This window comes from Candidatus Methylobacter favarea, assembly GCF_902806695.1.
Taxonomy (GTDB): Bacteria; Pseudomonadota; Gammaproteobacteria; order Methylococcales; family Methylomonadaceae; genus Methylobacter_B; species Methylobacter_B favarea.
On the sequence record NZ_CADCXN010000049.1, the window covers coordinates 1 to 25994 of the forward strand.

General features: G+C 47.6%; 24 protein-coding genes and 2 tRNA genes. 12 read left to right on the forward strand and 14 right to left on the reverse strand.

The window, feature by feature from the left end; all coding sequences use genetic code 11:
* The first annotated feature begins 222 nt into the window (after positions 1–222).
* From HUX64_RS05885 to HUX64_RS05910, 6 genes are all read left to right on the forward strand, one after another.
* On the forward strand, positions 223–1380 hold the full coding sequence (locus tag HUX64_RS05885; RefSeq protein ID WP_174625311.1) for a hypothetical protein: 1158 nt from the start codon (positions 223–225) through the stop codon (positions 1378–1380).
* 15 nt (positions 1381–1395) lie between these two features.
* Positions 1396–2190 carry a hypothetical protein gene (locus HUX64_RS05890; RefSeq protein ID WP_174625312.1) on the forward strand — a complete coding sequence of 265 codons (795 nt, stop codon included), beginning with the start codon at positions 1396–1398 and terminating at the stop codon, positions 2188–2190.
* Between the two features lie 261 nt (positions 2191–2451).
* Positions 2452–2646: a helix-turn-helix transcriptional regulator gene (locus HUX64_RS05895; protein WP_174625313.1), complete on the forward strand. Its 195-nt coding sequence runs from the start codon at positions 2452–2454 to the stop codon at positions 2644–2646.
* Positions 2647–2806: 160 nt separating this feature from the next.
* Entirely contained in the window at positions 2807–5314 is a 2508-nt protein-coding gene (locus tag HUX64_RS05900; RefSeq protein ID WP_246246918.1) for a hypothetical protein, read from the forward strand.
* A gap of 81 nt (positions 5315–5395) precedes the next feature.
* Complete coding sequence (locus HUX64_RS05905) at positions 5396–5767, forward strand: hypothetical protein (RefSeq protein ID WP_174625314.1); 372 nt, start codon at positions 5396–5398, stop codon at positions 5765–5767.
* Positions 5768–5862: 95 nt separating this feature from the next.
* The gene (locus HUX64_RS05910) at positions 5863–6471 is read left to right on the forward strand and encodes a hypothetical protein (protein ID WP_174625315.1); all 609 of its coding nucleotides are present in this window, start codon (positions 5863–5865) and stop codon (positions 6469–6471) included.
* A gap of 116 nt (positions 6472–6587) precedes the next feature.
* Here HUX64_RS05910 and HUX64_RS05915 read toward each other — a convergent pair.
* The 10 genes from HUX64_RS05915 to HUX64_RS05960 form a co-directional block, all read right to left on the reverse strand.
* Positions 6588–6664 (reverse strand) — tRNA-Pro (locus HUX64_RS05915).
* A 100-nt stretch (positions 6665–6764) separates the two neighbouring features.
* Positions 6765–7118 carry a MerR family transcriptional regulator gene (locus HUX64_RS05920; RefSeq protein ID WP_174625316.1) on the reverse strand — a complete coding sequence of 118 codons (354 nt, stop codon included), beginning with the start codon at positions 7116–7118 and terminating at the stop codon, positions 6765–6767.
* On the reverse strand, positions 7102–7398 hold the full coding sequence (gene ihfA, locus HUX64_RS05925; protein ID WP_174625317.1) for an integration host factor subunit alpha: 297 nt from the start codon (positions 7396–7398) through the stop codon (positions 7102–7104). The genes HUX64_RS05920 and ihfA overlap by 17 nt, the downstream gene beginning before the upstream one ends.
* 4 nt (positions 7399–7402) lie before the next feature.
* The gene (gene pheT, locus HUX64_RS05930; RefSeq protein WP_174625318.1) at positions 7403–9778 is read right to left on the reverse strand and encodes a phenylalanine--tRNA ligase subunit beta; all 2376 of its coding nucleotides are present in this window, start codon (positions 9776–9778) and stop codon (positions 7403–7405) included.
* Between the two features lie 27 nt (positions 9779–9805).
* On the reverse strand, positions 9806–10825 hold the full coding sequence (gene pheS, locus HUX64_RS05935; protein WP_174625319.1) for a phenylalanine--tRNA ligase subunit alpha: 1020 nt from the start codon (positions 10823–10825) through the stop codon (positions 9806–9808).
* 142 nt (positions 10826–10967) lie between these two features.
* Positions 10968–11330 (reverse strand): 50S ribosomal protein L20, encoded by a 363-nt coding sequence (rplT, locus tag HUX64_RS05940; protein ID WP_174625320.1) that lies wholly within the window; start codon positions 11328–11330, stop codon positions 10968–10970.
* 13 nt (positions 11331–11343) lie between these two features.
* On the reverse strand, positions 11344–11541 hold the full coding sequence (rpmI, locus tag HUX64_RS05945; protein WP_174625321.1) for a 50S ribosomal protein L35: 198 nt from the start codon (positions 11539–11541) through the stop codon (positions 11344–11346).
* 161 nt (positions 11542–11702) lie between these two features.
* On the reverse strand, positions 11703–12227 hold the full coding sequence (gene infC / locus HUX64_RS05950) for a translation initiation factor IF-3 (RefSeq protein WP_174625357.1): 525 nt from the start codon (positions 12225–12227) through the stop codon (positions 11703–11705).
* 20 nt (positions 12228–12247) lie between these two features.
* On the reverse strand, positions 12248–14158 hold the full coding sequence (gene thrS / locus HUX64_RS05955; protein WP_174625358.1) for a threonine--tRNA ligase: 1911 nt from the start codon (positions 14156–14158) through the stop codon (positions 12248–12250).
* Positions 14159–14317: 159 nt separating this feature from the next.
* Positions 14318–14394 (reverse strand) — tRNA-Val (locus HUX64_RS05960).
* 323 nt (positions 14395–14717) lie between these two features.
* Between HUX64_RS05960 and HUX64_RS05965 the strand changes: the two genes are divergently transcribed.
* Both HUX64_RS05965 and oadA read left to right on the forward strand, forming a co-directional pair.
* Positions 14718–16136 carry an acetyl-CoA carboxylase biotin carboxylase subunit gene (locus HUX64_RS05965; protein ID WP_174625322.1) on the forward strand — a complete coding sequence of 473 codons (1419 nt, stop codon included), beginning with the start codon at positions 14718–14720 and terminating at the stop codon, positions 16134–16136.
* Between the two features lie 14 nt (positions 16137–16150).
* Positions 16151–17995 carry a sodium-extruding oxaloacetate decarboxylase subunit alpha gene (oadA, locus tag HUX64_RS05970; protein WP_174625323.1) on the forward strand — a complete coding sequence of 615 codons (1845 nt, stop codon included), beginning with the start codon at positions 16151–16153 and terminating at the stop codon, positions 17993–17995.
* A gap of 210 nt (positions 17996–18205) precedes the next feature.
* Here oadA and HUX64_RS05975 read toward each other — a convergent pair whose 3' ends face one another.
* Both HUX64_RS05975 and HUX64_RS05980 read right to left on the reverse strand, forming a co-directional pair.
* Positions 18206–20110, reverse strand: coding sequence for a transketolase C-terminal domain-containing protein (locus tag HUX64_RS05975; protein WP_174625324.1), 1905 nt, complete (start codon positions 20108–20110; stop codon positions 18206–18208).
* 298 nt (positions 20111–20408) lie between these two features.
* On the reverse strand, positions 20409–20744 hold the full coding sequence (locus HUX64_RS05980) for an ASCH domain-containing protein (protein ID WP_174625325.1): 336 nt from the start codon (positions 20742–20744) through the stop codon (positions 20409–20411).
* A gap of 197 nt (positions 20745–20941) precedes the next feature.
* Here HUX64_RS05980 and HUX64_RS05985 point away from each other — a divergent pair, with 197 nt between their 5' ends.
* Positions 20942–21244, forward strand: coding sequence for a hypothetical protein (locus HUX64_RS05985; protein WP_174625326.1), 303 nt, complete (start codon positions 20942–20944; stop codon positions 21242–21244).
* A 942-nt stretch (positions 21245–22186) separates the two neighbouring features.
* On the forward strand, positions 22187–22357 hold the full coding sequence (locus HUX64_RS05990) for a globin family protein (protein ID WP_174625327.1): 171 nt from the start codon (positions 22187–22189) through the stop codon (positions 22355–22357).
* Between the two features lie 307 nt (positions 22358–22664).
* On the opposite strand, the gene HUX64_RS05995 is transcribed toward HUX64_RS05990, so the two are convergent.
* Positions 22665–23477, reverse strand: coding sequence for a symmetrical bis(5'-nucleosyl)-tetraphosphatase (locus HUX64_RS05995; protein WP_174625328.1), 813 nt, complete (start codon positions 23475–23477; stop codon positions 22665–22667).
* Positions 23478–23481: 4 nt separating this feature from the next.
* Positions 23482–23859: a Co2+/Mg2+ efflux protein ApaG gene (gene apaG / locus HUX64_RS06000; protein ID WP_174625329.1), complete on the reverse strand. Its 378-nt coding sequence runs from the start codon at positions 23857–23859 to the stop codon at positions 23482–23484.
* A 70-nt stretch (positions 23860–23929) separates the two neighbouring features.
* On the opposite strand from apaG, the gene HUX64_RS06005 reads away from it, so the two are divergent.
* The gene (locus HUX64_RS06005) at positions 23930–24442 is read left to right on the forward strand and encodes an ankyrin repeat domain-containing protein (protein ID WP_174625330.1); all 513 of its coding nucleotides are present in this window, start codon (positions 23930–23932) and stop codon (positions 24440–24442) included.
* 30 nt (positions 24443–24472) lie between these two features.
* The gene (gene mpl, locus HUX64_RS06010) at positions 24473–25825 is read left to right on the forward strand and encodes a UDP-N-acetylmuramate:L-alanyl-gamma-D-glutamyl-meso-diaminopimelate ligase (protein WP_174625331.1); all 1353 of its coding nucleotides are present in this window, start codon (positions 24473–24475) and stop codon (positions 25823–25825) included.
* The last annotated feature ends 169 nt before the right edge of the window (positions 25826–25994 follow it).

The following is a 25994-nucleotide window of genomic DNA, read 5'->3' on the forward strand; positions in this document are numbered from 1 at the left end:
TCGTCTCAGTAAAGCCTACGAACGACTGACTCGCATCGACGAAGCTTGGATTTACATCGCCATGACTCGCATCATGGTGAATCGTTTGGCTTGACGCGATAATTTCCAAACAGCTTCTAAGGGATTTGAGGTGGCGCGGACACGAGCATTATTTTCAAATTTTCCTATACTTTCCCATAATAACTACGACAGATTTTTTCGGTTTTTATTTTGGAGTAACACTTGGCTGGTCAATATTCCCATAAACAGTTTTTTAGGAAGATTCCGCCTGCTCAGTTGGCAAGCTATTTTGCTACTCAACAGGTCGATTTAGGCATTGATTTTAGTACATACAACGAAAAGCAAGTTGATGGTTTATTTGCCGCCTTTACCGCCTTGCCGGAAGATCAGCAAACAGCGATAGAAGCCGAGTTTCAGGATATACATGCCATGGCGTGTGAGGGCGGTGTGGCGGCTTTGATTGATGAGGCGGCATTTCATGAGGATGATTCTTTTGTAGCGTCTATTGCGGCTATCGATGGGTTTCATGCCAAGGTGATGTGGGCTTTTCTTGAAAAGCATCATTTATGGCAAGGGGCTACCCTGTTTCTTCATGCCGATAATGTGAGTAGTTCGTATTGGAAAAAACGGAATGATTTTCCACAAGTTCCGCCTGATTTTGAAGACAATGCTATCAAGGCTTTAGCTGATTCCATCAGTGCCTATTTTAACAAAACGGAAGGCCGTGGCAGAAATTGTAAGGTTGAGCCGTACCGCCGCCATAATAAAGAATATTTTTTTGCTTTTCCCGAAGATTTTGGCTTGTCTGCTGTTGAGTGGGTGAGCAATTATTTAAAGTCTCGCGCCAGTCATCCCGCATTTAAGATTATTTTTGTGTATTGCGAATCAGAAGGTTCGCTAGATATTTACGCGCCTAAAAACACCAAAGCGGTGCCTGAATTACAGAAGATATTCGCAAAAACTATCCTTAATTTTGATTCGCTCCAAGACGGTACGATTGATAAACGCGTTTACAATTTAGACCCCTTGGCTGACGCTGAGTTTACCTTTCAAGTTGAACCTGAATCGGGTATTGAACAAATTGTTGTGACTCAATTGAGGCTCACGCTAAAACATGGTACAAAGCGGCGCATTGTCCTGGAAGCCGATACTAAAAATAATCCTCAAGCGGTTTATGATTTATTAGCAAAGCTTAATCCTCCTGCTTATTTCATTACCCAAAGCCGTATTAAAGTTATTTTTGAAGCAAAATTAGGCAAACGCGCCAGGACACGCACCTTTAATATTACGTATCCTAATTCTTGCGCCCTTGGTCATGATGGGGATGATCTGAAAATTCGTAAAATATTGGAAAAATCAGGGATTGAGCCTAAGCCTTAAAAAGTAATGTCTACCATGACTTACAATGATGTTTTAGTGGAGCTGTTAGCACATTTACGCACTGAAAATAAATCTATTATGGTTAACTGGGATACGGCTCAACAATGGCCTGAAGGCGTGTTAAATACATTTTTACAGCTGGGCTTGCTCATCCCTGCACCCGCTGCTCAATCTATTGAATGTCATGCCTGTGATAACCATTGTTTTATGGATGTTATCACGCTCGTTCATGATGATCCTGCTTTAACCCGCGCTTTTATTGTCTGCGATGATGCTGAAATGCAAAGCCAAATGGGACGGGTAAAAATCCCCTTGCTTCGATTGCAGCAATGGCAAGGCAGCGTTAAACAATTGTCTGGGGTTATCGCCGATTTATTAGGGCTTAAAGATAAGATCACGTTTGCAGCGAATCAAGCCGTTATTAAATTGGGTATGTTGAAGGCCAAAAAAGGTCGGCGCTGGGCTACTCTGAATGGTTCAGATTTATCGATTGAAATAAATCAACACACCGTTCCGGTTGATGAAGTTTTATATTTTGATAACAAGGAATTGGTTATTGACCGTTATAAAATTGACGATCTGCTCAATAGCGAAGCATTAAACAAAGGTAAAAAATACACGCCATCGACAACCAAGCGTGAAGTCAGAAAATCTGAAACTCAGGCAATGCACCAAGATTGGCAAGACGAGTATTCGAGGCTTAAAGTTCAACATCCCAATATGGCTGATACCTGGTACGCCGCTAAAATATCCAAATTGGACATTGCCAAAGGCAGGGATGCTGAAACTATCCGTAAAAACATGGTTTAGTAAAAAAGTTGGGCGGAATTTTTTCGCCCAAAACCTCCGTTCATAACTTATTGTTTTATTAGTTATATTTCACCATTCCCATAATTTCTTGCTAATTGAAAACCCCATTTATTAATTAAAAAATCGCCTCGCATAATCTATAACTCTTTGTTTTTATTCGTTTTAAAAATATTTTCATGAGTGATAAATAAGCTTTTATCGCCCAAATCGCACAGATAAGCTCTTCTCGAATTTTCCATTAATCGTTTATGAGATTCGAGCATGTCACACAGAATATTACGACTTCCTTCTGTTAAAGAATTAACAGGTTTATCACGCAGCACGATTTATTTGCGCATTTCTAAAAATGAATTTCCTCCATCTATCTCTTTGGGGGCGAGAGCGGTCGGCTGGATCGAAAGCGAAATCGAAGCCTGGCTGTCTGCCCAAATCGAAAAAAGCCGTAAGACTGGATAGGGGGAGCAATGACTAGAAACAACAAAGCCGCCGGGTGTGGGGACACCCAAACGGCTCAACAATACAATTACGTATTCAATTTTAGCCGAATTGCTAAAACATTTAAAGCGGCCTGTTATCGGCTGGCAGCGTGGCTGTCCGTTATCGGAGGGGCGTTGCTATGAACGAGTCGTTATCTTCACCGTCGAATTTTGAAACAGCGAAAAATCAAACCGACAAAAGCGATAAAACCGATTCAGTAACGATCAGTAACGCTGATTTTATGGCGGGCGTATTTGGCGATATTGCCGGGTCTGTTAGGCCCGTTGTAGTAAGCTTCGCAGGCAACCCGGCTACCGTCGGGAAGGGCGCATGGTTTGGTAAGCCGTGGATTTTCGGCAAAACATCTTTGCCTGCCGGCCATAACAATTACATCAGCTTTGCGATTTTCCGGCCCGATGACGAAGGCAAGTACCGGCGGCAAAAAAGGCAATTCGCGGCGCTGTACGCCGTGATGCTGGATGATGTTGGCGGCAAGGTGCCGCTGGATAGAATCAGTCTTGCCCCAAGCTGGACGATTGAAACGTCAAAGGATAACTTCCAGATAGGGTTTATCCTGGTAGAGCCGATCACGGACGCAGCGGAAGCCGACCGATTATTGACGGCAATCATTGACGCTGGTCTGACCGACCCCGGCGCAAGCGGCCCTTGCTCACGCCTTGGGCGTCTGCCCGTAGCAATCAATGGCAAGCATCTAAACGAAGAAGGCTTAGTCTGGCAGTGTGATTTAAAAGACTGGCGGCCCCAGTTACGCTATTCAGTGCAAGACATTGTTGATGGTCTGCAAATTGAACTTAAAGAGTCTCCGCCGCAGCGCCGGGCGCACAGCCGAAAAAGCATTGTCGCACTCGATCAACATCATGATGATGTGCATATACCCCGCGCCAATGAAAACCCAGTAATTGCCGCGCTAAAAACCACTGGCCGTTACAAACAGCCATTGGGCGACGGTAAGCACGATATAACTTGTCCGTGGCTGCATGAGCACACAAACCAAATAGATCAGGGTACCGCCTATTTTGAGCCGAGCGAATCCTACCCTTTAGGCGGTTTCAAGTGTCTGCATGGACACTGTGCAGAGAGGCGCGTCAGCGCCTTATATGCCTTTTTTGAGATTAGCAAGATTGACGCTAAACACAAACCCATGATTCTAGTTCAGCCAGGTGAATTACCGCGCATTTGTGATGCCGCCGAAAATGAGTTGGCAAAAACATTTCGGCAATATCAACGCGGAGGAATTATCGTCACCATAACCACCGACCCCGGCACACGGGAGACCGCTGTCAAATCGTTATCCTTGCCAAGCTTGACCCGTGCGCTGGCTGGCTTGGCAATCTGGCAGCGTTACGACAAGCGCAGTGAGGAATGGGTGATTTGCGATCCGCCGGAAAAACACGCCCGCATATTGCACGATGCGGCAGTCTACCCGCATTTGCCAGTATTGATTGGCATTGCCCGGCAGCCATATTTAAGGCCGGACGGCAGCTTGATGAGGGATGCGGGTTATGATGCGGCAACTGGCATGTTTGGCGTATTTAATGCCCTGCAATTCAGCGTACCGGCTACACCAACACGGCAGCAGGCCGAACAAGCTCTCGCTGAATTATCAGAGCTGTTGAGCGAGTTCTCATTCAAAACACAATATGATAAGGCGGCGGCGCTGGCGGGTATCTTGACCGCTGTTGTTAGGCCGTCACTGCCGCAAGCGCCGATGTTCCATGTTAAAGCGCCCAGTGTAGCCAGCGGTAAAAGCTATCTGTGCGAATTGCTCACCGCTTTTGCCACACCTCAAAAAGGCACACCCCATGCTTTCCCTGCCGATGATGAAGAATGCCGGAAACTGTTGCTTGCTGAATTGCTAACCGCGCCTGCCGTAGTTGAATTCGACAATCTTACCAGCGACTTAATACCACATAAATCGCTATGCACCACGCTGACCAGCGAATTTATATCCGGACGCATACTTGGGCAAAGCAAAACCGCCGAAGTCGGCACCCGTGCGCTGTTTCTATCCAGCGGCAACAATGTCGAACCGGTACGCGACATGACCCGGCGCACCGTAACCATTAACCTTGACCCTGCCTGCGAAATACCGGCGGCGCGTGAATTCAATAAACAGCCTGTTAGTGAAGTCCGAACAGGTCGAGGCCATTATGTCTCTCTGGCCTTGACCATTGTCCGCGCTTGGTATTGTGCGGAGCGCCCTAAAACGATATGTAAAGCCATTGCCAGTTACGCCGACTGGTCGGACTATTGCCGTCAGCCTTTATTATGGCTGGGTTTACCAGACCCGGCAGCCTGTATTTTTGAAGCTATGAATGATGATCCCGACCGCGAATTATTGGGCGAATTTTTGCAGGCTTGGTTTGCAATATTTGGCAAAACGCCGGCGCTGGTTAAGGATGCAATTAATGCCGCCCAAGCCCGTGGCATAAATTTCGATTATCCCAATGAAACCTTATTAGATGCGATTAACGACATCGCCGGAGAGCGAGATGGCGGCATTAACCGCAAACGGCTGGGGTGGTGGATAAAACGTCATGCCGGGCGCCTGGTGAATGGCCTGAGATTTGTGCAGGACACTGCATCGCTCAATGCCGCAAAATGGAAAGTAGAGTCGGTTTTATAGGTTAATCGGTTTTGTATCTGCGCTTTTACGAAAGTGGCGCGAATATATATAAAATCACTTTGAATAGTAAGAGGAATACATATGGCAAAACGTAAGCAGCAAAATTTAATTAAAGGCACAGCACATCATAGACGAACCGAAGACGATTACATGGGGGTGTTACTCGATACAGTAACGCTTGACGATTGGCAGGCTGTAGTGGCGGGGGCGCTGAAACTAGCAAAGGAAGGGGATTTAGGAGCGCGGGCATGGCTGGCGCAATATTTAGTAGGCAAGCCCGCCGGTAAAGCTCCAACGCCTTTAACCGTGGTAGTGCAGCAGTTAAACAATGCCGATCCTGTAGTAGAGAAATTGGCACATAAAACCGTTTGGAATATGGAGTTTCCCGAAGATGATTGGAAAGAGAATATAAAGGCTACTATTGCGGCTGAATTAACGGAAAAGTTACAGTAATAAAAACCATCTCTAGACAAGAGACAGCAAGGCTTACAGCCGATTTTGACGATATACAAAATACCTAATTTGACTAATGATTTCGGAAAAACATAATGGGTGGATACGGTAGTGGCAGAAAATTTGGCGCGGAGTGCACGGAAGATTATCAGTCGATTGATATAAGACGCTGGCAGCGGGATGGTTATCTAATGCCGGGGCGATACATCGATTGTCAATGGTCGCGCTACGGTGAGAAGATTTCAGCTATTAACGCTAAAATCAAAGTCGGACGAATACGCTTGATTTATAATTACCGAAGAAATGGCGGCGAATGGGAAAGCCTTGATTATCCGGTTAGGTTACAAACAACAGCTTGCAATTACGGCGGTGTTCGTTACTGGTTTACTTGTCCGGCAGTTGGTTGTGGTCGGCGGATAGCGGTGTTGTACCTGGGCGGCAAAATTTTCGCTTGTCGTCATTGCTACCAGCTTGTCTATAAAAGCCAACGGGAAACAGTTGATGACAGAGCGGCCCGCAGAGCCAACAAAATCAGGGCCAAACTGAATTGGGAACCCGGCATACTCAATGGCAACGGCTGGAAACCCAAAGGGATGCACTGGCTTACCTATGATCACCTGGTCGCAACACATGAAAACTATTCGAATCAGTTGCTAATGGGAATTACCGCAAAATTGGGGATTGTGACTGACCGAGGGCTTTGATAGATTACTAACATGTGAAAACAGTAATAACTATCTATAGTGTACCCGTATGAGTCCCCGAAAAACCTAACTTTAGCTTTTGGACGAAATTATTTTTTATAAGTCATTGATTCAATTGGTCGGGACGAAAGGATTTGAACCTTCGACCCCTTGCACCCCATGCAAGTGCGCTACCAAGCTGCGCTACGCCCCGATGTATTGAATTTTATGTAGGAAAGGATTGTGAATACAATCCCTAAAGAAACTGATAAGACAAATTATACGCTATTTGCCGCAATAATCAGCATACAATTCTATTTTAATAATTCCAGAATATCTTCCAGCTCTACAATCATCTGTGCTATCAACTGCTTGGCACGCGTTGAATCTTCTTTAGATTCATTATTAGTCAAATGAGCTCTGGCGCCACCTATAGTATAACCTTGCTCATATAGTAATGATCTGATTTTACGGATCATCAATACATCATGGCGCTGATAATAACGACGGTTGCCGCGTCTTTTTACCGGGCTAAGTTCGGTAAATTCTTGTTCCCAGTAACGGAGTACATGAGGCTTTACCCCGCATAATTCACTGACTTCACCTATAGTGAAATAGCGTTTGGCCGGTATGACAGGAAGTTCATTATTATTACTCGGTTCCAGCATAAGCTTCTACTCGGACTTTAAGTTTTTGACCAGACCTGAATGTTACCACACGTCTCGCAGAAATAGGTATCTCTTTACCTGTTTTAGGGTTTCTACCAGGACGGCTTTTTTTATCACGAAGTTCAAATTTTCCAAAGCCGGAAAGTTTTACCTGCTCGCCATGTTCCAAAGATCTTTTAATTTCTTCAAAAAATAACTCTACCATATCTTTTGCTTCGCGCTTGTTTAAGCCAAGCTCATCAAACAACCTTTCGGCAAAATCTGCTTTGGTTAACGCCATTCAATCAATCCCTCAGCTTTGCATTAATTTTAGTGGTCACGGTCTCTAACATTTTGTTTAATATAGCATCTATTTCAAAATCTGTTAGCGTTTGTGAGTCATCTTGTAAAATTAAACTTAACGCAATGCTTTTACTGTCTTCATCAATACCCTTTCCGCGGTATACATCAAAAATTACAATATCCTTCAGGGCTTGTTCTGCACAGCCCTGAATGCTGCTTATTATATCGCTCGCTGAGATATCTTCTTTAACAATCAGGGCTAAATCACGACGCAGCGAAGGATATTTTGAGAGCGGTTTGAATCGGGGAATACGTTTATTCAATAATAGATTCTGATCCAATTCAAACAGGAAAACCTCGGTATCAAATCCCAATTGTTTCTCCAGCACTGGATGCAGCATGCCCAGCCAGCCTATTACTTCACCTTCACAAGATAAAATTTCGGCGGTTTGTCCTGGATGCAAAGCAGATTGCCGGGCAGACAAAAATTTCACTTCCCGGCCTGTCAAGGCAAATATGGCCTGCACATCGGCTTTTATATCAAAAAAATCAACATTGCGGGTTTTTTGACCCCATTGCCCAGTATAGGCACTGCCCAATACCAGCCCTGAAAGCATGTTCTGCTGATGCAGTTTTTCGTCCTTGTTTAGAAAGCGCAGACCCGTTTCAAATAACCGAATCCTGTTTTGCTGATGATTAATATTATATAAAGCGGCTTTCAATAAGCCGCACCATAAAGTGGTGCGCATGACCGATAATTCAGAAGAAATCGGGTTTTTTAAGCTGATAAATTCATCATGAGGAGCGACGGTTTTTTGCAGGTCTTCATCGACAAAACTATAGGTAACAGCTTCCTGATAGCCTCTGTCCACCAGCAGATCCTTGACTCTGTCAATATCCAGTAGTGCTTCTGTTGCCTGGCCTAATTGGGTGCGCATCAGCAAACTGCTGTTCGGCAGCTTGTTATAGCCATAAATGCGCGCTATTTCTTCAATCAAGTCAGCTTCAATAGCGATGTCAAAACGAAAGCCAGGCGGTGTAACCAGCCAGCCATCGGCCTGTGCTTTAACCTCCATACCCAGGCGCTGGAAAATATCAACAATATCTGCATCAGCCAGAACAATACCCAGCATTTTTCCTATCTGCTGGCTTCCAAGATAGATCGACGGGCGTTGAGGCAGAGCAGCTTCGCTCTTGACCTCTGTAATCGGGCCCACACTGCCGCCGGCAATATCAATAATCAATTGCGTAGCCCGCTCAATCGCTCTTTCCTGCAAGGTGGGATCAACGCCGCGCTCAAAACGGTGCGATGAATCCGTGTGCAAACCGAATCGGCGCGCTTGACCGGCTAGACTTTGCGGGGCAAAAAAAGCGCATTCCAGAAATATATGTTGAGTGGTATCGCTGACGGCCGAGTCGCTGCCGCCCATAACGCCTGCAAGCGCCAGGGCCTGCCGGTCATCGGCGATGACCAGCGTATCAGGATCAAGCGTGATTACTTGACTGTTCAATAAAGCCAGTTGTTCACCGGCTTTACCCCGACGCACAATGATGGCGCCGGTCAGTTTGTCGGCATCGAAGGCATGCAAGGGCTGACCCAGTTCGACCAGAACATAATTGGTAACGTCAATCAGTGGTCCAAGGCTTCTCAGCCCGGAGCGGCGCAAGCGCTCCTGCATCCACAGCGGCGTTTCGGCCTTGGCGTTCACGCCCTTGATTAATCGCCCCAGATAGTGCGGGCATGCCTCAATTGCTTCGATGTTGACCGCCAGGGCAGCCTGATGACTGACTGCGCAGACCTCAATTGGAACCGGTGACCAATTCATGCGGTTTAAAACCGCCACTTCACGGGCAATACCTTCCATACTGAGACAGTCCGCCCGGTTCGGCGTCAAGTCGACTTCAATAATGGCGTCATTCAGGGACAGATAGTCGCGGATATCGACGCCTACCGGGGCGTCCGAGGCTAATTCCATCAGACCGCTAGCTTCAGTCGCCAGGCCCAGTTCTTTTTCCGAGCACAGCATGCCGAACGAGTCAACGCCCCGCAGTCTGGATTTTTTTATTTTAAAATCGCCCGGTAATTCAGCGCCGATCAGGGCCGCCGGAATTTTCAAACCAACCCGGACATTACTGGCGCCGCAGACAATTTGCAGAGGCTCCGCTTCCCCGACCGCGACTTTGCAGACTCTGAGCCGGTCAGCATCAGGGTGCTGCTGCAGGTCCAGCACTTCGCCCACGACCACGCCGCTGAATATGGCGGCGGCAGGTGTTACTGAATCGACTTCGAGGCCTGCCATGGTCAATTGCTCGACCAGTTCTTCTGTGCTTATGGCCGGATTGACATAGTCTCTTAACCAGGCTTCACTAATTTGCATGATTCAAACTTTCCTGTGTAACCCAAGCTAATGAAATTGTTCCAGAAATTTAAGATCATTTTCAAAAAACAGCCTTAAATCGTTGATGCCGTAGCGTAGCATGGCCAGTCTTTCCACGCCCATGCCGAAAGCAAAACCGCTGTAGTCATCGCTGTTGATGTTAACAGCCTTAAAGACTTCGGGATGGATCATGCCGCAGCCCATGACTTCGAGCCAGCCGGTTTGGCTGCATACACGGCAGCCTTCGCCATTGCACATGACGCACTCAATATCGACTTCCGCAGATGGTTCGGTAAAGGGAAAATAGGACGGCCGAAAGCGCACCTGAATGTCTTTTTCAAAAAATGCGCGCAGCAATTCGTAAACGACGCCCTTTAAATCGGCGAAACTGACGTCGGTATCAACCAGAAAGCCTTCCACCTGATGAAACATCGGCGTGTGGGTGATATCTGAATCACATCGGTACACGCGGCCCGGCGCAATGACTTTCAAGGGCGGTTTTTCAGATTCCATGACTCTGATTTGTACCGGAGACGTATGGGTTCTCAAGACCGTATGGGCATCAAAATAAAAGGTATCGTGCATGGCCCTTGCCGGGTGATGGGCTGGAATATTCAGAGCTTCAAAGTTGTGATAATCATCTTCGATTTCAGGGCCTTCAACAACCTTGAACCCGACGCTGGCAAAAATTTTGGAAATTCTTCTGAGGGTGGTAGTAACCGGATGCAAGCCGCCGATATCCTGTCCTCGTCCGGGCAGCGTCACATCAATGCATTCGCTGGCCAGACGCTCTTCCAGGGCAGCTTGTTCCAGGGCATTTTTTCGAGCGTCCAGAGTTTGCTGAAATTGATCTTTAGCTTTATTGATCGCTTGGCCGGCAGTACGGCGCAACTCAGGATCAAGTGCGCCGAGATCTTTCATGTGCAGGGTAAACAGTCCCTTTTTGCCAAGGTACTCAACCCGAACCTGATCGAGCTGAATAGAATCTTTTGCTTCTGCAAGCCTGTGTAATGCCTGAGCGAGAATTTCATCTAGATTAGCGGACACGATTCAGCTCGCTTGTTATTTAATGGATGGGAGGATCCGGAAGGACTTTATTAATGATGAGGTTAAAATTATCCTGCCTAACCCCACCTCTTCGTAACGAAGAGGGAGATCAATTACTGTTTCAGTGAAAAATTATTTGTTGCTAAGGTTGACTTTGATTTGCTTTGGCGATTTTTGCTATCTCGGCAAATGCCTCAATATCACGTACGGCAATGTCAGCTAAAACCTTACGGTCTACCGCTACATTCGCTTTGGTCAAGCCATTGATTAGACGGCTATAAGATATTCCATATAAGCGTGCCGCCGCATTTATCCGAACAATCCACAATGCCCGGAATTGACGTTTTCTTTGTTTGCGGTCGCGGTAAGCATACTGACCGGCCTTGATGACCGCTTGCTTGGCAACGCGATAAACCCGGCTGCGTGCGCCGTAGTAGCCTTTCGCTTGTTTGAGAATTTTTTTATGTCTTGCTCTGGCAGTTACGCCGCGTTTTACTCTAGCCATTGTTATTCACCTGTTAACTGTAAGGCATCAAGCGTGCAGCCATGCGCACGTCGGATGGGTGAATAGTTGCCGGTGAGCGTAACTGTCTTTTTCTTTTAGTCGATTTTTTAGTCAGAATATGACGTCTATACGAGTGACCGCATTTAAAACCGCCGCTGCCTGTACGTTTAAAACGTTTGGCTGCGCCACGGTTAGTTTTTATTTTTGGCATTTGTTTGCTCCAATAATTTAAAATAAAAATTCCCTGAGTAAAATAACCCCACAAGGCAAAATGCAAGGCCCGGAAGAATTACCCATGCCACTATAAGTGACACTCAATAGCTTATCCTGTGCTATCGCTCGGCAGACATGGCAAATACCATGCCTGCCCAGTTATTTTTTCTTTTTCGGTGACATAACCATAACCATCTGGCGTCCTTCCATTTTCGGAAACTGCTCAACGACGGCCATTTCCTCGAGATCTTTCTCGATACGCTTTAAAAGATCGACGCCAATTTCCCGATGGGCCATTTCACGCCCGCGATAACGCAAAGTAATTTTGGTTTTATCACCGTCATTCAGGAATTTGATTAAATTTTTTAGTTTAACCTGATAATCCCCTTCGTCGGTTCCAGGTCTGAATTTGATTTCCTTGACCTGAATCTGCTTTTGTTTCTTTTTGGCAATTTGCAGTTTTTTGTTTTGTTCAAACTGGTATTTGCCGTAGTTCATCACCTTGCAAACGGGAGGATCGGCGTTGGGCGATATTTCCACTAAATCCAGGTCGGCGGCATAAGCAATTTGTTTGGCTTCATCCAGCGGGATAATACCCAAGGCTTCACCATTTGCACCGGTCACTCTCACTCGTCTGGCAGTGATTGCGTCATTCAGGCGCGTTTCATCTTTTTTAGCAGCGATACCCTAATCCTCCAAAAACACTATAATTTTCTATCTTCAATCTCTTTTTTTAACCTTTCCGTAAATTCACTGATTGACAGACTGCCCAGATTTTCACCTTTTTGTGTACGCACTGTAACGGTGTTATCTTCTATTTCTCTATCACCGATAACCAGAAGATATGGTACACGCTGGATTGAATGCTCGCGGATTTTAAACCCGATCTTCTCATTTCTCAAGTCAATTTTAACCCGGAAACCCTGTTGCTCCAGCTCTTTCATGGTCTGCACGGCGTATTTTGCATGTTTATCGGCAATATTCAGCAATACCGCTTGTACCGGAGCCAGCCAGACCGGAAAAGTGCCGGCATGCTGTTCAATCAAAATTCCAATAAAACGCTCCAACGAGCCCAAAATGGCTCTGTGCAGCATGACCGGCACTTGTTTTGAACTGTTTTCGGCAATATAGGTTGCACCCAATCGTTCCGGCATGGAAAAATCAACCTGAATCGTGCCGCATTGCCAAACCCGGCCAATACAATCTTTCAGGGAGAATTCTATTTTAGGGCCGTAAAAAGCGCCTTCCCCAGGCTGCAGATCCCATTTCAAGCCTTTGGTATTCAGCGCCAGTTCCAGAGCGCTTTCGGCTTTATCCCAAACCGCATCATCGCCCACCCGATTTTCAGGACGCGTTGATAATTTAATGATAACTTCTTCAAAACCGAAATCTTTATAAACCTCAAACAGCAGGTCAATAAAAACGGCTACTTCATCCTGAATCTGGGCTTCCGTGCAAAAGATATGCGCATCATCCTGAACGAAGTTCCTGACCCGCATCAGACCATGCAGCGTGCCCGACGGCTCGTTGCGGTGGCAGGAGCCGAATTCCGCCATGCGAATTGGCAGATCGCGATAGCTTTTAATGCCCTGGTTATAAATCTGCACATGGCAGGGGCAATTCATGGGCTTGATGGCATAGTCGCGATTTTCCGAGCGGGTGGTAAACATGCCGTCGCCAAATTTTTCCCAATGGCCGGACTTTTCCCATAAAGAACGGTCTACTATCTGTGGGGTCTTAACTTCCCCGTAGCCGTTTAGCCGCAGTTTTTCGCGAATATATTGCTCGATCTGCTGATAAATAATCCAGCCTTTTTCGTGCCAGAACACCATGCCGGGCGCTTCTTCCTGAGCATGAAACAAATCCAGCGTCTTCGCCAGCTTGCGGTGATCACGTTTTTCCGCTTCCTCCAGCCGGTGCAGATAAGCCTGCAAATCTTTTTTATCAGCCCAGGCGGTGCCGTAAATACGCTGCAGCATTTCATTCTCGGAATTCCCTCGCCAGTAAGCTCCGGCAATCTTCATGAGTTTAAATGCCGTTAATTTGCCGGTGCTGGGCACATGAGGTCCCCGGCACAAATCGGTAAATCCGCCTTGCGTATATAAAGATAAATCTTCATCTTCGGGAATGGATTCAATAATCTCGGCCTTATACTGCTCGCCCTGCTCACGGAAGAATTTTATCGCCGCATTCCGTGACAATATCGAACGGCTGACTTCATAATCTTCAGCAGCCAACTGATGCATTCTTTCTTCAATTGCTTTCAGATCTTCCGGGGTAAAAGGCCGTTGATAAGCAAAATCATAATAGAAGCCGTTTTCAATGACCGGACCGATGGTAACCTGTGCTTCAGGGAATAACTGTTTAACTGCCTGGGCCAATAAATGAGCGGTCGAATGACGAATAATCTCGACGCCTTCTTTATTGTTGGCTGTAATAATCTGGACAGTGGCATCCTGCTCAATTAATTCTTTGGCATCCACCAGCTTGCCATTTACCTTGCCCGCCAAAGTCGCCTTGGCTAATCCCGAACCAATAGACTGTGCCACATCCATTACTGTAACAGCTTGGTCATATTCACGACGGGAGCAGTCAGGAAGCGTGATTACTGGCATCATTTAAAACCTGGGTAGTGCTGCATTCTGAAAGATAACGCCTTATTGAGCCGGTAATAATTATATTGGGGCAGGCCATCATTCACACAGTCAACTATTAAATTAAATTTTTTAATTTCTGCAATAAAAAAAGCACCGCTGAGCAGTGCTTTAAGAGTATGGTAGGCGCGATTGGACTCGAACCAACGACCCCCACCATGTCAAGGTGGTGCTCTAACCAACTGAGCTACGCGCCTGAAGTTTAAGTAACTTTAGACGCTACATTATAGCGTCAGATTTTTTTTTCGCAACTCTTAATAAACCCTTGCAGAACAAATACATTAAAATAAAGCGTTCAGATTTCTGAGGACTTCAAAGACTTATGGGTAACCGCTTAGCCCTTGAAAAACCCTGATGGCTTTGTGAAACTGGAAACCTGCGATAATGTACGGGAATACCGGCAATGCCATGAGCCTTGGCAGGAGTGGGAAAAACTGCCAATAATCAGGAATATATAGCCTCAAACGATAAATTGACTTATGCTAAATCATACCCTTGCTTTTGAAATGCAAATAATTAAATGTTACGTAAAATTCTAATTGCCAATCGCGGCGAAATTGCAGTTCGTATTATTCGGGCCTGCGCTGAAATGGGCATACGTTCGGTCGCTATTTATTCAGAAGCCGACCGCTTTGCCCTGCATGTCAAAAAAGCCGATGAATCTTACTGTATTGGTAGCGAGCCGCTTGCGGGCTATCTTAATATTTATGGTTTGGTGAATCTTGCGGCAACGACGGGTTGTGACGCCATTCATCCCGGTTATGGCTTTCTTTCCGAAAATGCCGAGTTTGCCAGCGCCTGCAAGAAACGCGGACTGATCTTCATAGGCCCGAGTGAAGACGTTATCCGGCGTATGGGCGATAAAACCGAAGCCCGGAAGGCTATGACGGCAGCCGGGATTCCGGTCACTCCGGGTACCGACGGCAACCTCGAAAATGCTGACGAAGCCTTGACTGTCGCTGAAAAAATCGGTTATCCGGTTATGCTCAAGGCCACCTCGGGCGGCGGCGGCAGGGGCATCAGACGGTGCGATAATGCGGCTGATCTGCAACGCAATTTTCAGCGGGTTATTTCCGAAGCCACGAAAGCCTTCGGCAGCGCCGACGTGTTTCTGGAAAAGTGCATTGTCAATCCCCGGCATATTGAAGTGCAGGTTTTGGCCGACCATCACGGCAATACCATTCATCTGTATGAACGCGACTGCTCCATTCAGCGCCGCAATCAAAAGCTGATCGAAATTGCGCCTTCGCCGCAACTGGGTGAAGCCCAGCGCCAGTATTTGGGAGGACTGTCAGTTATAGCCGCTAAAGCCGTCGGCTATACCAATGCCGGAACCGTGGAGTTTCTGCTTGACGATAATGACCGGTTTTATTTTATGGAAATGAATACCCGCGTACAAGTCGAGCACACTATTACCGAGGCGATCACGGGCGTGGATATTGTTGAAGAACAAATCCGGATTGCCGCCGGCTTGCCCTTGCGCTTCAAGCAGCATGAGATTGTCAGGCGCGGCTATGCGCTCCAGTTTCGGGTCAATGCCGAAGATCCCCAAAACAGTTTCCTGCCCAGTTTCGGGCGGATTTCCCGCTACTATGCGCCGGGAGGCCCAGGCGTACGCACCGATACCGCCATATATACTGGCTATGAGATACCGCCGTTTTACGATTCCATGCTGGCCAAGGTTATTGTCGACGCCCTGACCTGGGAAGATGTTATTAAACGGGGCGAGCGCGCCTTGCGTGATATGGGGCTATTTGGCATTAAAACGACGATTCCCTATTATCTGGAAATTCTTCAGCACGCGGATTTTCGCGCCGCCACTTTCAACACCGGCTTTGTTGACAAATATCCCGAGCTCATCAATTATTCGAACAAGCCCCGACCGGACGTGCTGGCCAGCGTAATAGCGGCTGTTATGGCCGCCCATACCGGCTTGTAACACAGGAAAAACCGATGCAAAAAGTTTATATTACCGATGTTATCCTTCGTGACGCCCATCAATCCCTGATTGCTACCCGACTGCGCATCGAGGATTTGCTGCCGGCCTGCGCCATGCTTGATAACATCGGCTATTGGTCATTGGAATGCTGGGGTGGAGCAACCTTTGATGCCTGCCTGCGCTTTCTCAAGGAAGATCCGTGGCAGCGCTTAATCCAACTGAAAGCGGCAATGCCGAATACGCGCTTGCAAATGCTCGTGCGCGGCCAAAACCTGCTTGGCTATCGTCACTATTCCGATGACGTAGTGCGCATGTTCATTTTAAAGGCGGCGGAAAACGGTATAGATGTGTTCCGCATTTTTGATGCCTTAAATGACATTCGAAATCTTAAAACCGCTATTGTCGCGGCCAAGGAAACTGGCAAGCATGCGCAGGGAACGATCTGTTATACCACCAGCCCGGTGCATAATGTGAGTGGTTTTGTGACTCTGGGTAAAGATCTGGCTAAGCTTGGCTGTGATTCAATTGCCATTAAGGATATGGCCGGCTTGCTGACGCCCTATGCTGCCAGCGAGCTGGTAAAGGCGCTCCAAGATGCGGTCGATTTACCGCTTCACCTGCATTCGCATGCAACCTCAGGTCTTGCCGAAATGTGCCAATTGAAAGCCATTGAAGCAGGCTGCCGGCATATTGATACGGCCTTGTCCTCCTGGGCCGGAGGCACCAGTCATCCACCTACTGAAAGCATGGTTATCGCCTTTCGCGGAACAGAATACGACACCGGCCTGAATCTGAATAAACTACAGGAGGTAAACCGTTATTTTACTGAAATCCGTAAAAAATATCGCCGCTTTGAAAGCGAATTTACCGGCATCGATACCCAGGTTCATGTTTATCAGGTCCCCGGCGGAATGATATCCAACCTCGCCAACCAGTTACGCGAGAGAAATGCGCTTGATCGCATTGGCGAAGTCTATAAAGAGATTCCCGAAGTTCGCAAGGATCTCGGCTATCCGCCGCTGGTCACGCCCACCTCCCAGATTGTCGGCACTCAGGCGGTTCTGAATGTCTTGACGGGCAAGCGTTATGAGACTATTACCAATGAAGTCAAACGCTATCTGCAGGGCGGCTATGGCAAGGCCCCGGCGCCGGTTAACGAAACCCTGCAAAAGCGCGCCATCGGCAAGGAGGAAATAATTGACTGCCGGCCTGCTGACCTGCTTAAACCCGAATTTGAGGCATTACGCCAGGAAATAGGCGCGCTGGCTCATAACGACGAGGATGTGCTTAGCTACGCCCTGTTTCCTGAAGTCGGCAGGCAGTTTTTGGAGCAACGTTCAACCGGCACCTTGGTGCCGGAAGTGCTGGAGTTAGAGCTAACAGCCGTAGATGCAGATAGCATTAAAAAAGCGCCGACGGAGTTTAATGTGGCGCTGCACGGTGAATCCTATCATGTCAAAGTAACAGGCGCCGGCCCTAAAAACCAGATGCTTCGGCATTTTTATTTTTCAGTGGACGGCGTTCCCGAAGAAATCGTTGTCGAAACGCTGGATGAAATAGTTCTGGCCGGCGGCGCTCAGGGCGCTGTTACCAGCACGATTGCCAGGAAAAGACCCAGGCCTTCTTCACCAGGCGATATTACCGTAAGCATGCCCTGCAATATTCTTGAAGTATTGGTCAAAGTTGGTGAATCAGTGGCTGCAGGCCAGGCGGTATTAGTAACCGAAGCCATGAAAATGGAAACAGAAATTACTGCGCCGATAGCGGGCCTCGTGAAGGCCGTCCATGTGGTCAAAGGTGAAGCGGCTAACCCTGATGAAGTGCTGATTGAAATTGCGCCTCTATCTGATGCGTGCTGATCCTGGTGAAAAGATTGAAAAAGCCATCAGGCTATTTAATCGGGTTCAGACTTTAGTCAGATGGTTTTTAGGAAGTTCAAGTACAGGTGCTTGAATAGCTATTTTCTGTGAAGGGTAAAGCGGTTGAACAGGCTCTGTTTATTTGACTGTTTATTTAAAAGTTATGAGCAGCAAGGGCACGTTGGCGTACCCTTGCTGAAAACAAACGGATTATTTTTTCAGCAGTTCCTTTACCTTGGCCATAATGCCTGCCGGATCAACGCCCTGGTGCGGGAACTGTTCCCACAGCCCGCCGCAGCCTTCCTGGTAAGTACCCAGATGGGCATATTTCGGAGTAAGACCTCGTTCCAGCAGCAGTGAGCCAAAGCGGCTTCCCAACCCCGTTTTACGGTTGAAGGATTCCACTACCAGCACCATCGGCGATTGACCGATTTTAGCCATTATGTCTTCATCGATGGTATTCAGGGTCGGTTTGTTGATCAGGCCGACATCGATGCCTTCCTGCTTCAGACGTTCTACTGCATCCAGGGAACGGTACAAGGCTTCGCCGAAACTGACGATATAGCCTTGAGACCCTTCACGGATGATTTCGTCCTTGCCGGAGACAAATTTATAGCTGCCGCCGAAAAACTCCTGGCCGTCGCTGTCCAGAATGTTCGGCACTTTGGAACGGGTGGAGAACACAAAGCGCAGGCCAGGATCAAAGAAAATGGTTTCGAGACAGGCTTTCATTTGCAGCGGATCGGCGGGAAAATACAGATGGGTCGCATACGCATCACTGAGCCCATTGTCGGCAAACATATTGTTCAGGCCGAAGTGACAGGTATTATCAGCCATGTCGTCAATTCCCGAATGGGAGAAGTGGCAGAGAACATTGGAGTTATTCAGCCGAGCCATGGTGATTTCTGAAATGCACATTTCCAGGAAAGCGCTGAAGGTGCCGAAAATGCCCTGCTTGCCCTTTTCCATGCCGAAACCGGCAGCGGCCGAGAAGTTGCCGCGCTCCATGATGCCGGAAGAAATAAATACTTCAGGGTGGGCATCATGAATTTTCTTCAAGCCGCAGGAGCCTTCCAGATCGCTGTCGATCACGCGCACCTTTTCAATCCGCTCGGCTTCGCTCATGCGGCCCAGAATCGCGACTGCGGCATCGCCAAAAACGTTGCGGTTGGCATCCCACTTGTCGCTGGAGCCAAGAAAGGTATAGTCCTGTTTGGGCGCTTTAATGCCTTTAAGATAATCGGCGGCCGACGGTTGGCCACGCGACTCCAGATATTCTATCGCTAGCTTCACTGAAATAACGTCATGGCCGTGCGTGGAACCTTCCAGGCCTGCAATTCCCGGGCACATGGGCCGGTGATTAATCAGGGCGATTGGCCCGCTAGTGTTTACTGCAGCATAGATGCGTTGATACAGGTCATCGATATCCTCGCCATTACCTTCCATAACCTGCAAACCATGACCTGCCAGTGTTTTAGCGACGCTGCAGCCCGGCAGATAATGTGACGGGTGGCCGGCGATAGTCACATCGTTATCGTCAATAATCAGCTTGATATTCAGGCTTTGCGCAACAGCCAAGCGTGCGGCTTCGGCATCGTCTCCTTCTTGCTGGGAACCGTCGGAACCCAGGCAGAACAAAGTCTTGCCGGGATTAGCCATGGCCACACCGTTGACATACGGCCATATGTGGCCCAAGCGTCCCGAACTGAATTTCACGCCGGGCGTAAGCCCCAGCTCAGGGTGTCCCGGCAGATGAGAATGGGCTTCGCGGTAATGCATGAGCTGTTCTGCTGGCAAATCGCCGTTCAGGGTAGCCATCAGATACTGGGTAGCAACCCGGTGTCCGGCTTCATCAAAGAACACCGGCACGAATTTACCGGCTGCTCCGCGAAACAGGGCGTCCAGGATCATTACTTCAGGCACGGTGTCATAAGGTCCGCCGGTATGTCCGCCTACGCCTCTGGCCGCCCCCGTGGCGGTAAAAAATACGATGGCATCGCGGCACAGTTGAATATTGGCTTTAAGGCCGGCTTTTTGCTCAGCATTAAGGGTGGGACTGGCAGGATCCAGATGTATGCGCTGATAAGCGCCAAGATCGATTGGAAAATTAGACATAGTTAATTTCTCGTAATTAATGATTATTTTAGGCTTGGTAGTTAGGCCCGTATTCTCTACATAGATAAATGAGCCGGAAAAAGGGCCCTTTATATACCTGGGTTAGCCGCCTTGCCTCGTATTGCTCCTAGGTTGAATATTAGAGCATTATTTTTTTGGGAAAGGAATTCAATACACTTTTCAATCAGGTAATAGCTATTTTTATAATTGAAAAGCACAAATCATTTTAATCATTATAAAAGCAATATGTAAGAGGACAGACAAATGAAGCCATAAAAGACAACTCCTAAGCCTTGTTTTAAGTGTCCTTCCTGGCTTCAAAAGTATGCACCCATACCAGGCTGTCAGGATTCCAGGTCATACCAGGATGCATTCTTAAAATCATACTCCGGTAACTTTCAAGAGCGGGATATCCTTCCGCTCTGGCGTGCTCGTCGGTGAGATCGCCCAAACGCTGGCGCTCCAAACGGGTAACAATAAAAGTAATGTCTTCCAGAGCAAAGGTTTCTCCAGGCCAGGCATATACTCCATCACGGCGCTGCTGGGTTTTAAGCCCGGCTTTTGCCGCCGCCACAAGTTTTGGATGCGTTACCAGCCGTTCTATCGAACAGGTTTTCTCGGGATAGGTCTCCATGACTGATTTTCTCAAAATAGATTTAAAATTCTATTGTACCAGCTTGAAACCTTCCTGCTAAAGAATGCGAGCTATATTAGGTTATGGATGATAACGCGATTACCGGCTATTTGCTTTCTTTACACTGGAATAGTCTAACGTTCAATGGATAGCTATTCATACACCAGTGAGTTACCGCTTCATAACTTAATCCGTCCATGACCATAAAATCAGGCCCTCCAATAAAAGACAGCCGTTTCATACTTCTAATAAGCTATAGCTTGCTGATGGGTTTAGGCGCGAGCGGGATATTTATGGATGGTACTGTGATGGAGTCGCGTCTGTCGATTGACCCTATACAAAAAAAGATTCTGCGAATGGCTTTTAAAACCACCTACCTATTACTTGGTAATCTGGGCATTCAGTTCATTCTCGCCGACGGAGCCGCCAGGGTATTCGGCATAGAATGCCTCGAGGGCGGGCAATTAAGAGCGCCCGAATCCTCAGCTGCGACACGCTAGTGCTGGCGGTCGGCATACGCCTTAATATAGAGATTGCCAGGCAGGCGGGGTTAAATACCAGCCGCGGAATTTTAAGGCATAACTTACAACATTGGGGCGCCGGGGCTTGAGCAGACCATGGTCATGGCTGACAATTTGACGGCCGCAACAACAACTATTCGGGCTCCATTGTTGAAACCCGATCCAAAATGCCGGATTATCCGGTTTTCACTGTGGGCCAAGTCGCTTAAAATGAGACGGGGAGTCCTCTTGAGGAATATTATTATAAAAATTCGGCAAATTATGTTTACCGCAAGCCGGTAGTGAATGGGCATCGCCTGACCGTCAGTATGGCGCTGGTCGAATGCAGCGAATTAAGCAGAATCAGAACGGCTATTGAATGACAATGGCGACTTGGACCCCAGCAGCTTGAAAGATTAAGCCGTACCGGTTAGCTTGGCGCAGATAAGGATGCCTCTTAAGTGGTTTTCCGGCCTGAAAGCGCCATCGTTTGTAATTGCAGCCGGATTACCCAGGGGAAGTTAAGCAATGCCATTAGCCAGGGCGGCAACGGTATGCGATTCGTGCCAATCCTTGATAGAGGAACTGCATGGAAGCCGAATCAAACCAGTTCGCGCCTGTAAAGTGCTGGGTTTTGCATATTTACGTCCTTTTCAGGCGACTCCTATTTAATAGCGCGAGCCAGTGTTTACTGGCAAATCGGCGCCTTCGAATGGTTTGTTGATGAATTATGACAGAATCATCTTATAAACAGATCAGCGGATACAGTTTGCCAGCTTGCTCTAATTTTCATCCCCACAAGGCCTTGTATGAAGATTTGCTGTCCAGTTAAGAGGGGACAACTTCATGTCATTAACTCAACAGCAAATTTATTTAGTATAGAAATCATGGGAAAAAGTTGTATCCGTATCAGCTACGGCGGCTGAATTATTTTATGGCCAATTGGTTGAACTTGCCCCGGAAGTCAAGCCCTTGTTCAAGGAGGATATGAAAATCCGGGGCAATAAAATGATGAGCATGCTCAACACTGTTGACAGATCATTAAATAATATAGAAGCTATTATGCCGATCGTTGAAGAAAGCGGCCGCCGCCATGAAAGCTGCTTAAGTTGACTATATCTTAAAGGCCGGGTCCCCGGCCTTGTTGTAATTGTGATTATAAAGCCGTTAACCCGCCCTGATCGTTATCGCTTTTAAGATAGGCATTAACTTCCAGGCAGATTAAGGGTTTTATCGAAGGCAGGAACTGTTATCGGCAAGGTAATACGGCAGTGGTACTCCTCATCGCCGCAAAATTTTCAGCGAGATGCCACAAGCACCCAAAGATGAGGCCTATTTCAAGGTCTTCAACAGCTTGTGTATTTTCAGAGTTTGATTTTTCCAGGTTATAACCGAAACAGTGTAAAGTCCGGCTGACCCGTTATTTAGCGCCGGGGCAGGCAATGCTGAATCGCTGCATCGGCTTATCCACTTTCAATGCGGTCAGTTGCCCGCCCCAATAACAACCGGTATCAATGGCATAACAATTCGGACCCTCGTAATAGCCTAATGTAGACCAGTGGCCGAAAATAATGCGCATATCGGCGTTTTTGCGTTTCGGCACTTCAAACCAGGGTAAAAGATTTTTGGGCTGAGAACCTAAAGGACCGCTTTGGCTAAAGTTCAGCCGGCCGTTGGCTTCGCAGTAGCGCATGCGAGTGAAGCAATTGATAATAAAACGTAATTTAGCCATACCTTTCAGGCTGGATGACCACAAATTTGGTTTATCGCCGTATAGTTGTTTCAACAGAGCCGCATAGTCCGGGCCTTGCAGGGCCTGTTCGGCAAGCAAAGCCATTTTTTGAGTCTTTTGAAAAGTCCATTGCGGCGGCAGACCTGCATGAAGCAGACAAAATTCATCGTTATAATGAAATAACGGTCGGTGCCGCAGCCAGGTTATCAGCTCGTCCCGGTCAGGGGCTTCAAGTACCTGAATAAGCGTGTCTTTCTTATTGGCTAATTTTGGCGAGCAGGACGCAACGAGCAAATGCAGATCATGATTGCCGAGCACGGCTACGGCCGAATCGCCCAGCGATTTAACAAAACGCAATGTCTCCAGTGACTTGGGCCCACGATTAACCAGATCGCCTGCAAACCAGAGCTGGTCTTTAGCGGGATCAAATGGAATACTATCAAGGAGCCGTAACAACTCATCAAAGCAGCCCTGTATATCGCCAATAGCATAAATCGCCATCTAACTAATGCAGAACTCTGGGAATGGATAAGGTAAATTTGGGAATGTTGGCGCTGAAATTATTGCCATCATCCGAACGCATGGTATATTCACCCTGCATCGTGCCTACCGGCGTCTCGATCATGGCGCCGCTGGTATAGCGAAATGACTCGCCGGGCTTAAGATAGGGATGCTCGCCAATAACACCATCGCCCCTGACTTCCTGAATCTTGCCATTGGAATCGGTAATCAGCCAATGACGGTCTAGCAGCTTTGCCGGGACTGCGCCTGCATTGGTAATAGTAATCGTATAAGCGAAGACATAGCGATCCTTATCCGGAGCAGATTGCACTTCTACGAAATGGGGTGTCGCTTCTACTAATATTTTATTTTTTTCGTTCATTATTACATCATATAGACTTTTGGTGATTATTTCATCGTAACTTATCAATAAACGCAAGCAAGTATTAATCATGAATTACCTGGGGTGCTTTTTTATCTTATTCATTGCCTTATCGCAAACGGCTTATTCTGAAGACGGCAAGGATCTGGTGGCAGCGGCTATGGCCGGCAAAGTTCAAAGAATAGAATCTTTACTGGCGCAGGGAGTTGATGTCAACAGTAAAACAGCCAGTGGCCGCAGCGCCCTTATGGGCGCGAGTTTTAACGGCAACTTGCGCAGCGTCAAAGCTTTGCTGGCCTACGGCGCGGATGTGAATCTGGCCGATAACACCGGCACTACAGCATTAATGGATGCGCTGGTATCAGGAAATGAAGAGCTGGTGAATTTATTGATTATGGCCGGGGCGGATGTCAATGCCGCCGATAAACAGAATGTAACCGTCATGGCCAGGGCAAAAAAAACAGCGCACGGGCCGGTCATTAAAATTCTCGAAAAGGCCGGAGCCCAGGAAGCAGTCCAGGTTCCGATAGAAGAAGCGCCGCCTAATAAAATTGCCGGAGAAAAGCCGGCTGAAGAGAAATAATTTACTTACAAAAACTATCAGGACAAGACATTGCATATTCACATCTTAGGCATTTGCGGAACATTTATGGGCGGACTTGCAGTGATTGCAAGGCAGCTGGGCTATCAGGTCAGCGGCTCCGATCAAAATGTTTATCCGCCCATGAGCACTCAACTTGCAGAACAGGGCATTCAGTTGATGGAAGGCTATAAAGCTGAGAACCTTGATGGGAATCCCGATCTGGTGATTATCGGCAACGCCCTATCGCGCGGCAATCCGGAAGTTGAAGCGGTGCTTAACAAGAGTCTGAAATACGTATCGGGGCCGCAATGGCTGGCAGAGCATGTATTACAGGATAAATGGGTGCTGGCGGTGGCCGGAACGCACGGCAAAACCACGACCTCCAGCATGCTGAGCTGGATACTTGAGCATCAGGGCTTAAAGCCGGGGTTTTTAATCGGCGGCATTCCGTTGAACTTCGGCATTTCCGCGCGCCTGGGCGAGTCGGAATTTTTTGTTATTGAAGCCGATGAGTACGATTCGGCTTTTTTCGATAAGCGCTCAAAGTTTGTCCATTATCGTCCCCGAACGGCCATACTGAATAATCTTGAGTTTGATCATGCCGATATTTTTCCCGATCTGGACGCCATTAAAAAGCAGTTTCATCATCTGATCAGAACGGTTCCTGGCCAAGGCTTGATTATCAATCCCGAGAATGACGCCAATATAAACGAGGTATTGGCAATGGGCTGCTGGACGCCGGTTGAAAAAACGTCCATTGCTTCGGATGCGCGCTGGAATGCTGAACTGATTAATATCGACGGCAGCCAATTCTCGGTAATGATGGACGCCAAAGCCCAGGAAATAGTCGATTGGCCGCTGACAGGCAAGCACAATGTCTACAATGCCTTGTCCGCCATCGCTGCGGCAAACCATATCGGCATTAGGCCGGCGAACGCCATAGCGGCGCTAAGGCAATTTAAAAACGTCAAACGGCGCATGGAAGTCATTGCTGTTATTAATGGCGTAACCTTATACGATGACTTCGCCCATCATCCGACCGCCATAGAAACCACCTTGGATGGCCTGCGCAAACAGGTGGGAAGAGAACGCATTATCGCCATTGTAGAGCCGCGCTCAAACACCATGCGCATGGGCGTCCATACCGAAACGCTGGCCAAATCCCTGGCTAATGCCGATCTTGCCATCATTTATCAGCCCCAAAGCATGGGCTGGGATTTAAGCCGTCTAAAAAAATACGCGGCAAATATAGAAATCTGCCAGTCGCTCGACGACATTATCGCTAAACTCAAATTAGAAGCCCCTTATGGCGGCCACTTTGTACTCATGAGCAATGGCAGTTTCGGGGGAATATACCAGCGCTTGCAGGACGCATTAGGTTAATCTGACTGCAAACTCATATCCGTATAATCCTGCTTAAACTTATATCAAAAGATGAGTTGAAAAGTAAGATCGAAAAGTTTATTCGTTACGTTAATGAAACGATGGCTAAACCTTTTCGCTGGACTTATCAGGCAAAACCCCTTGCTCAACAGGATCACTATTTACGCTT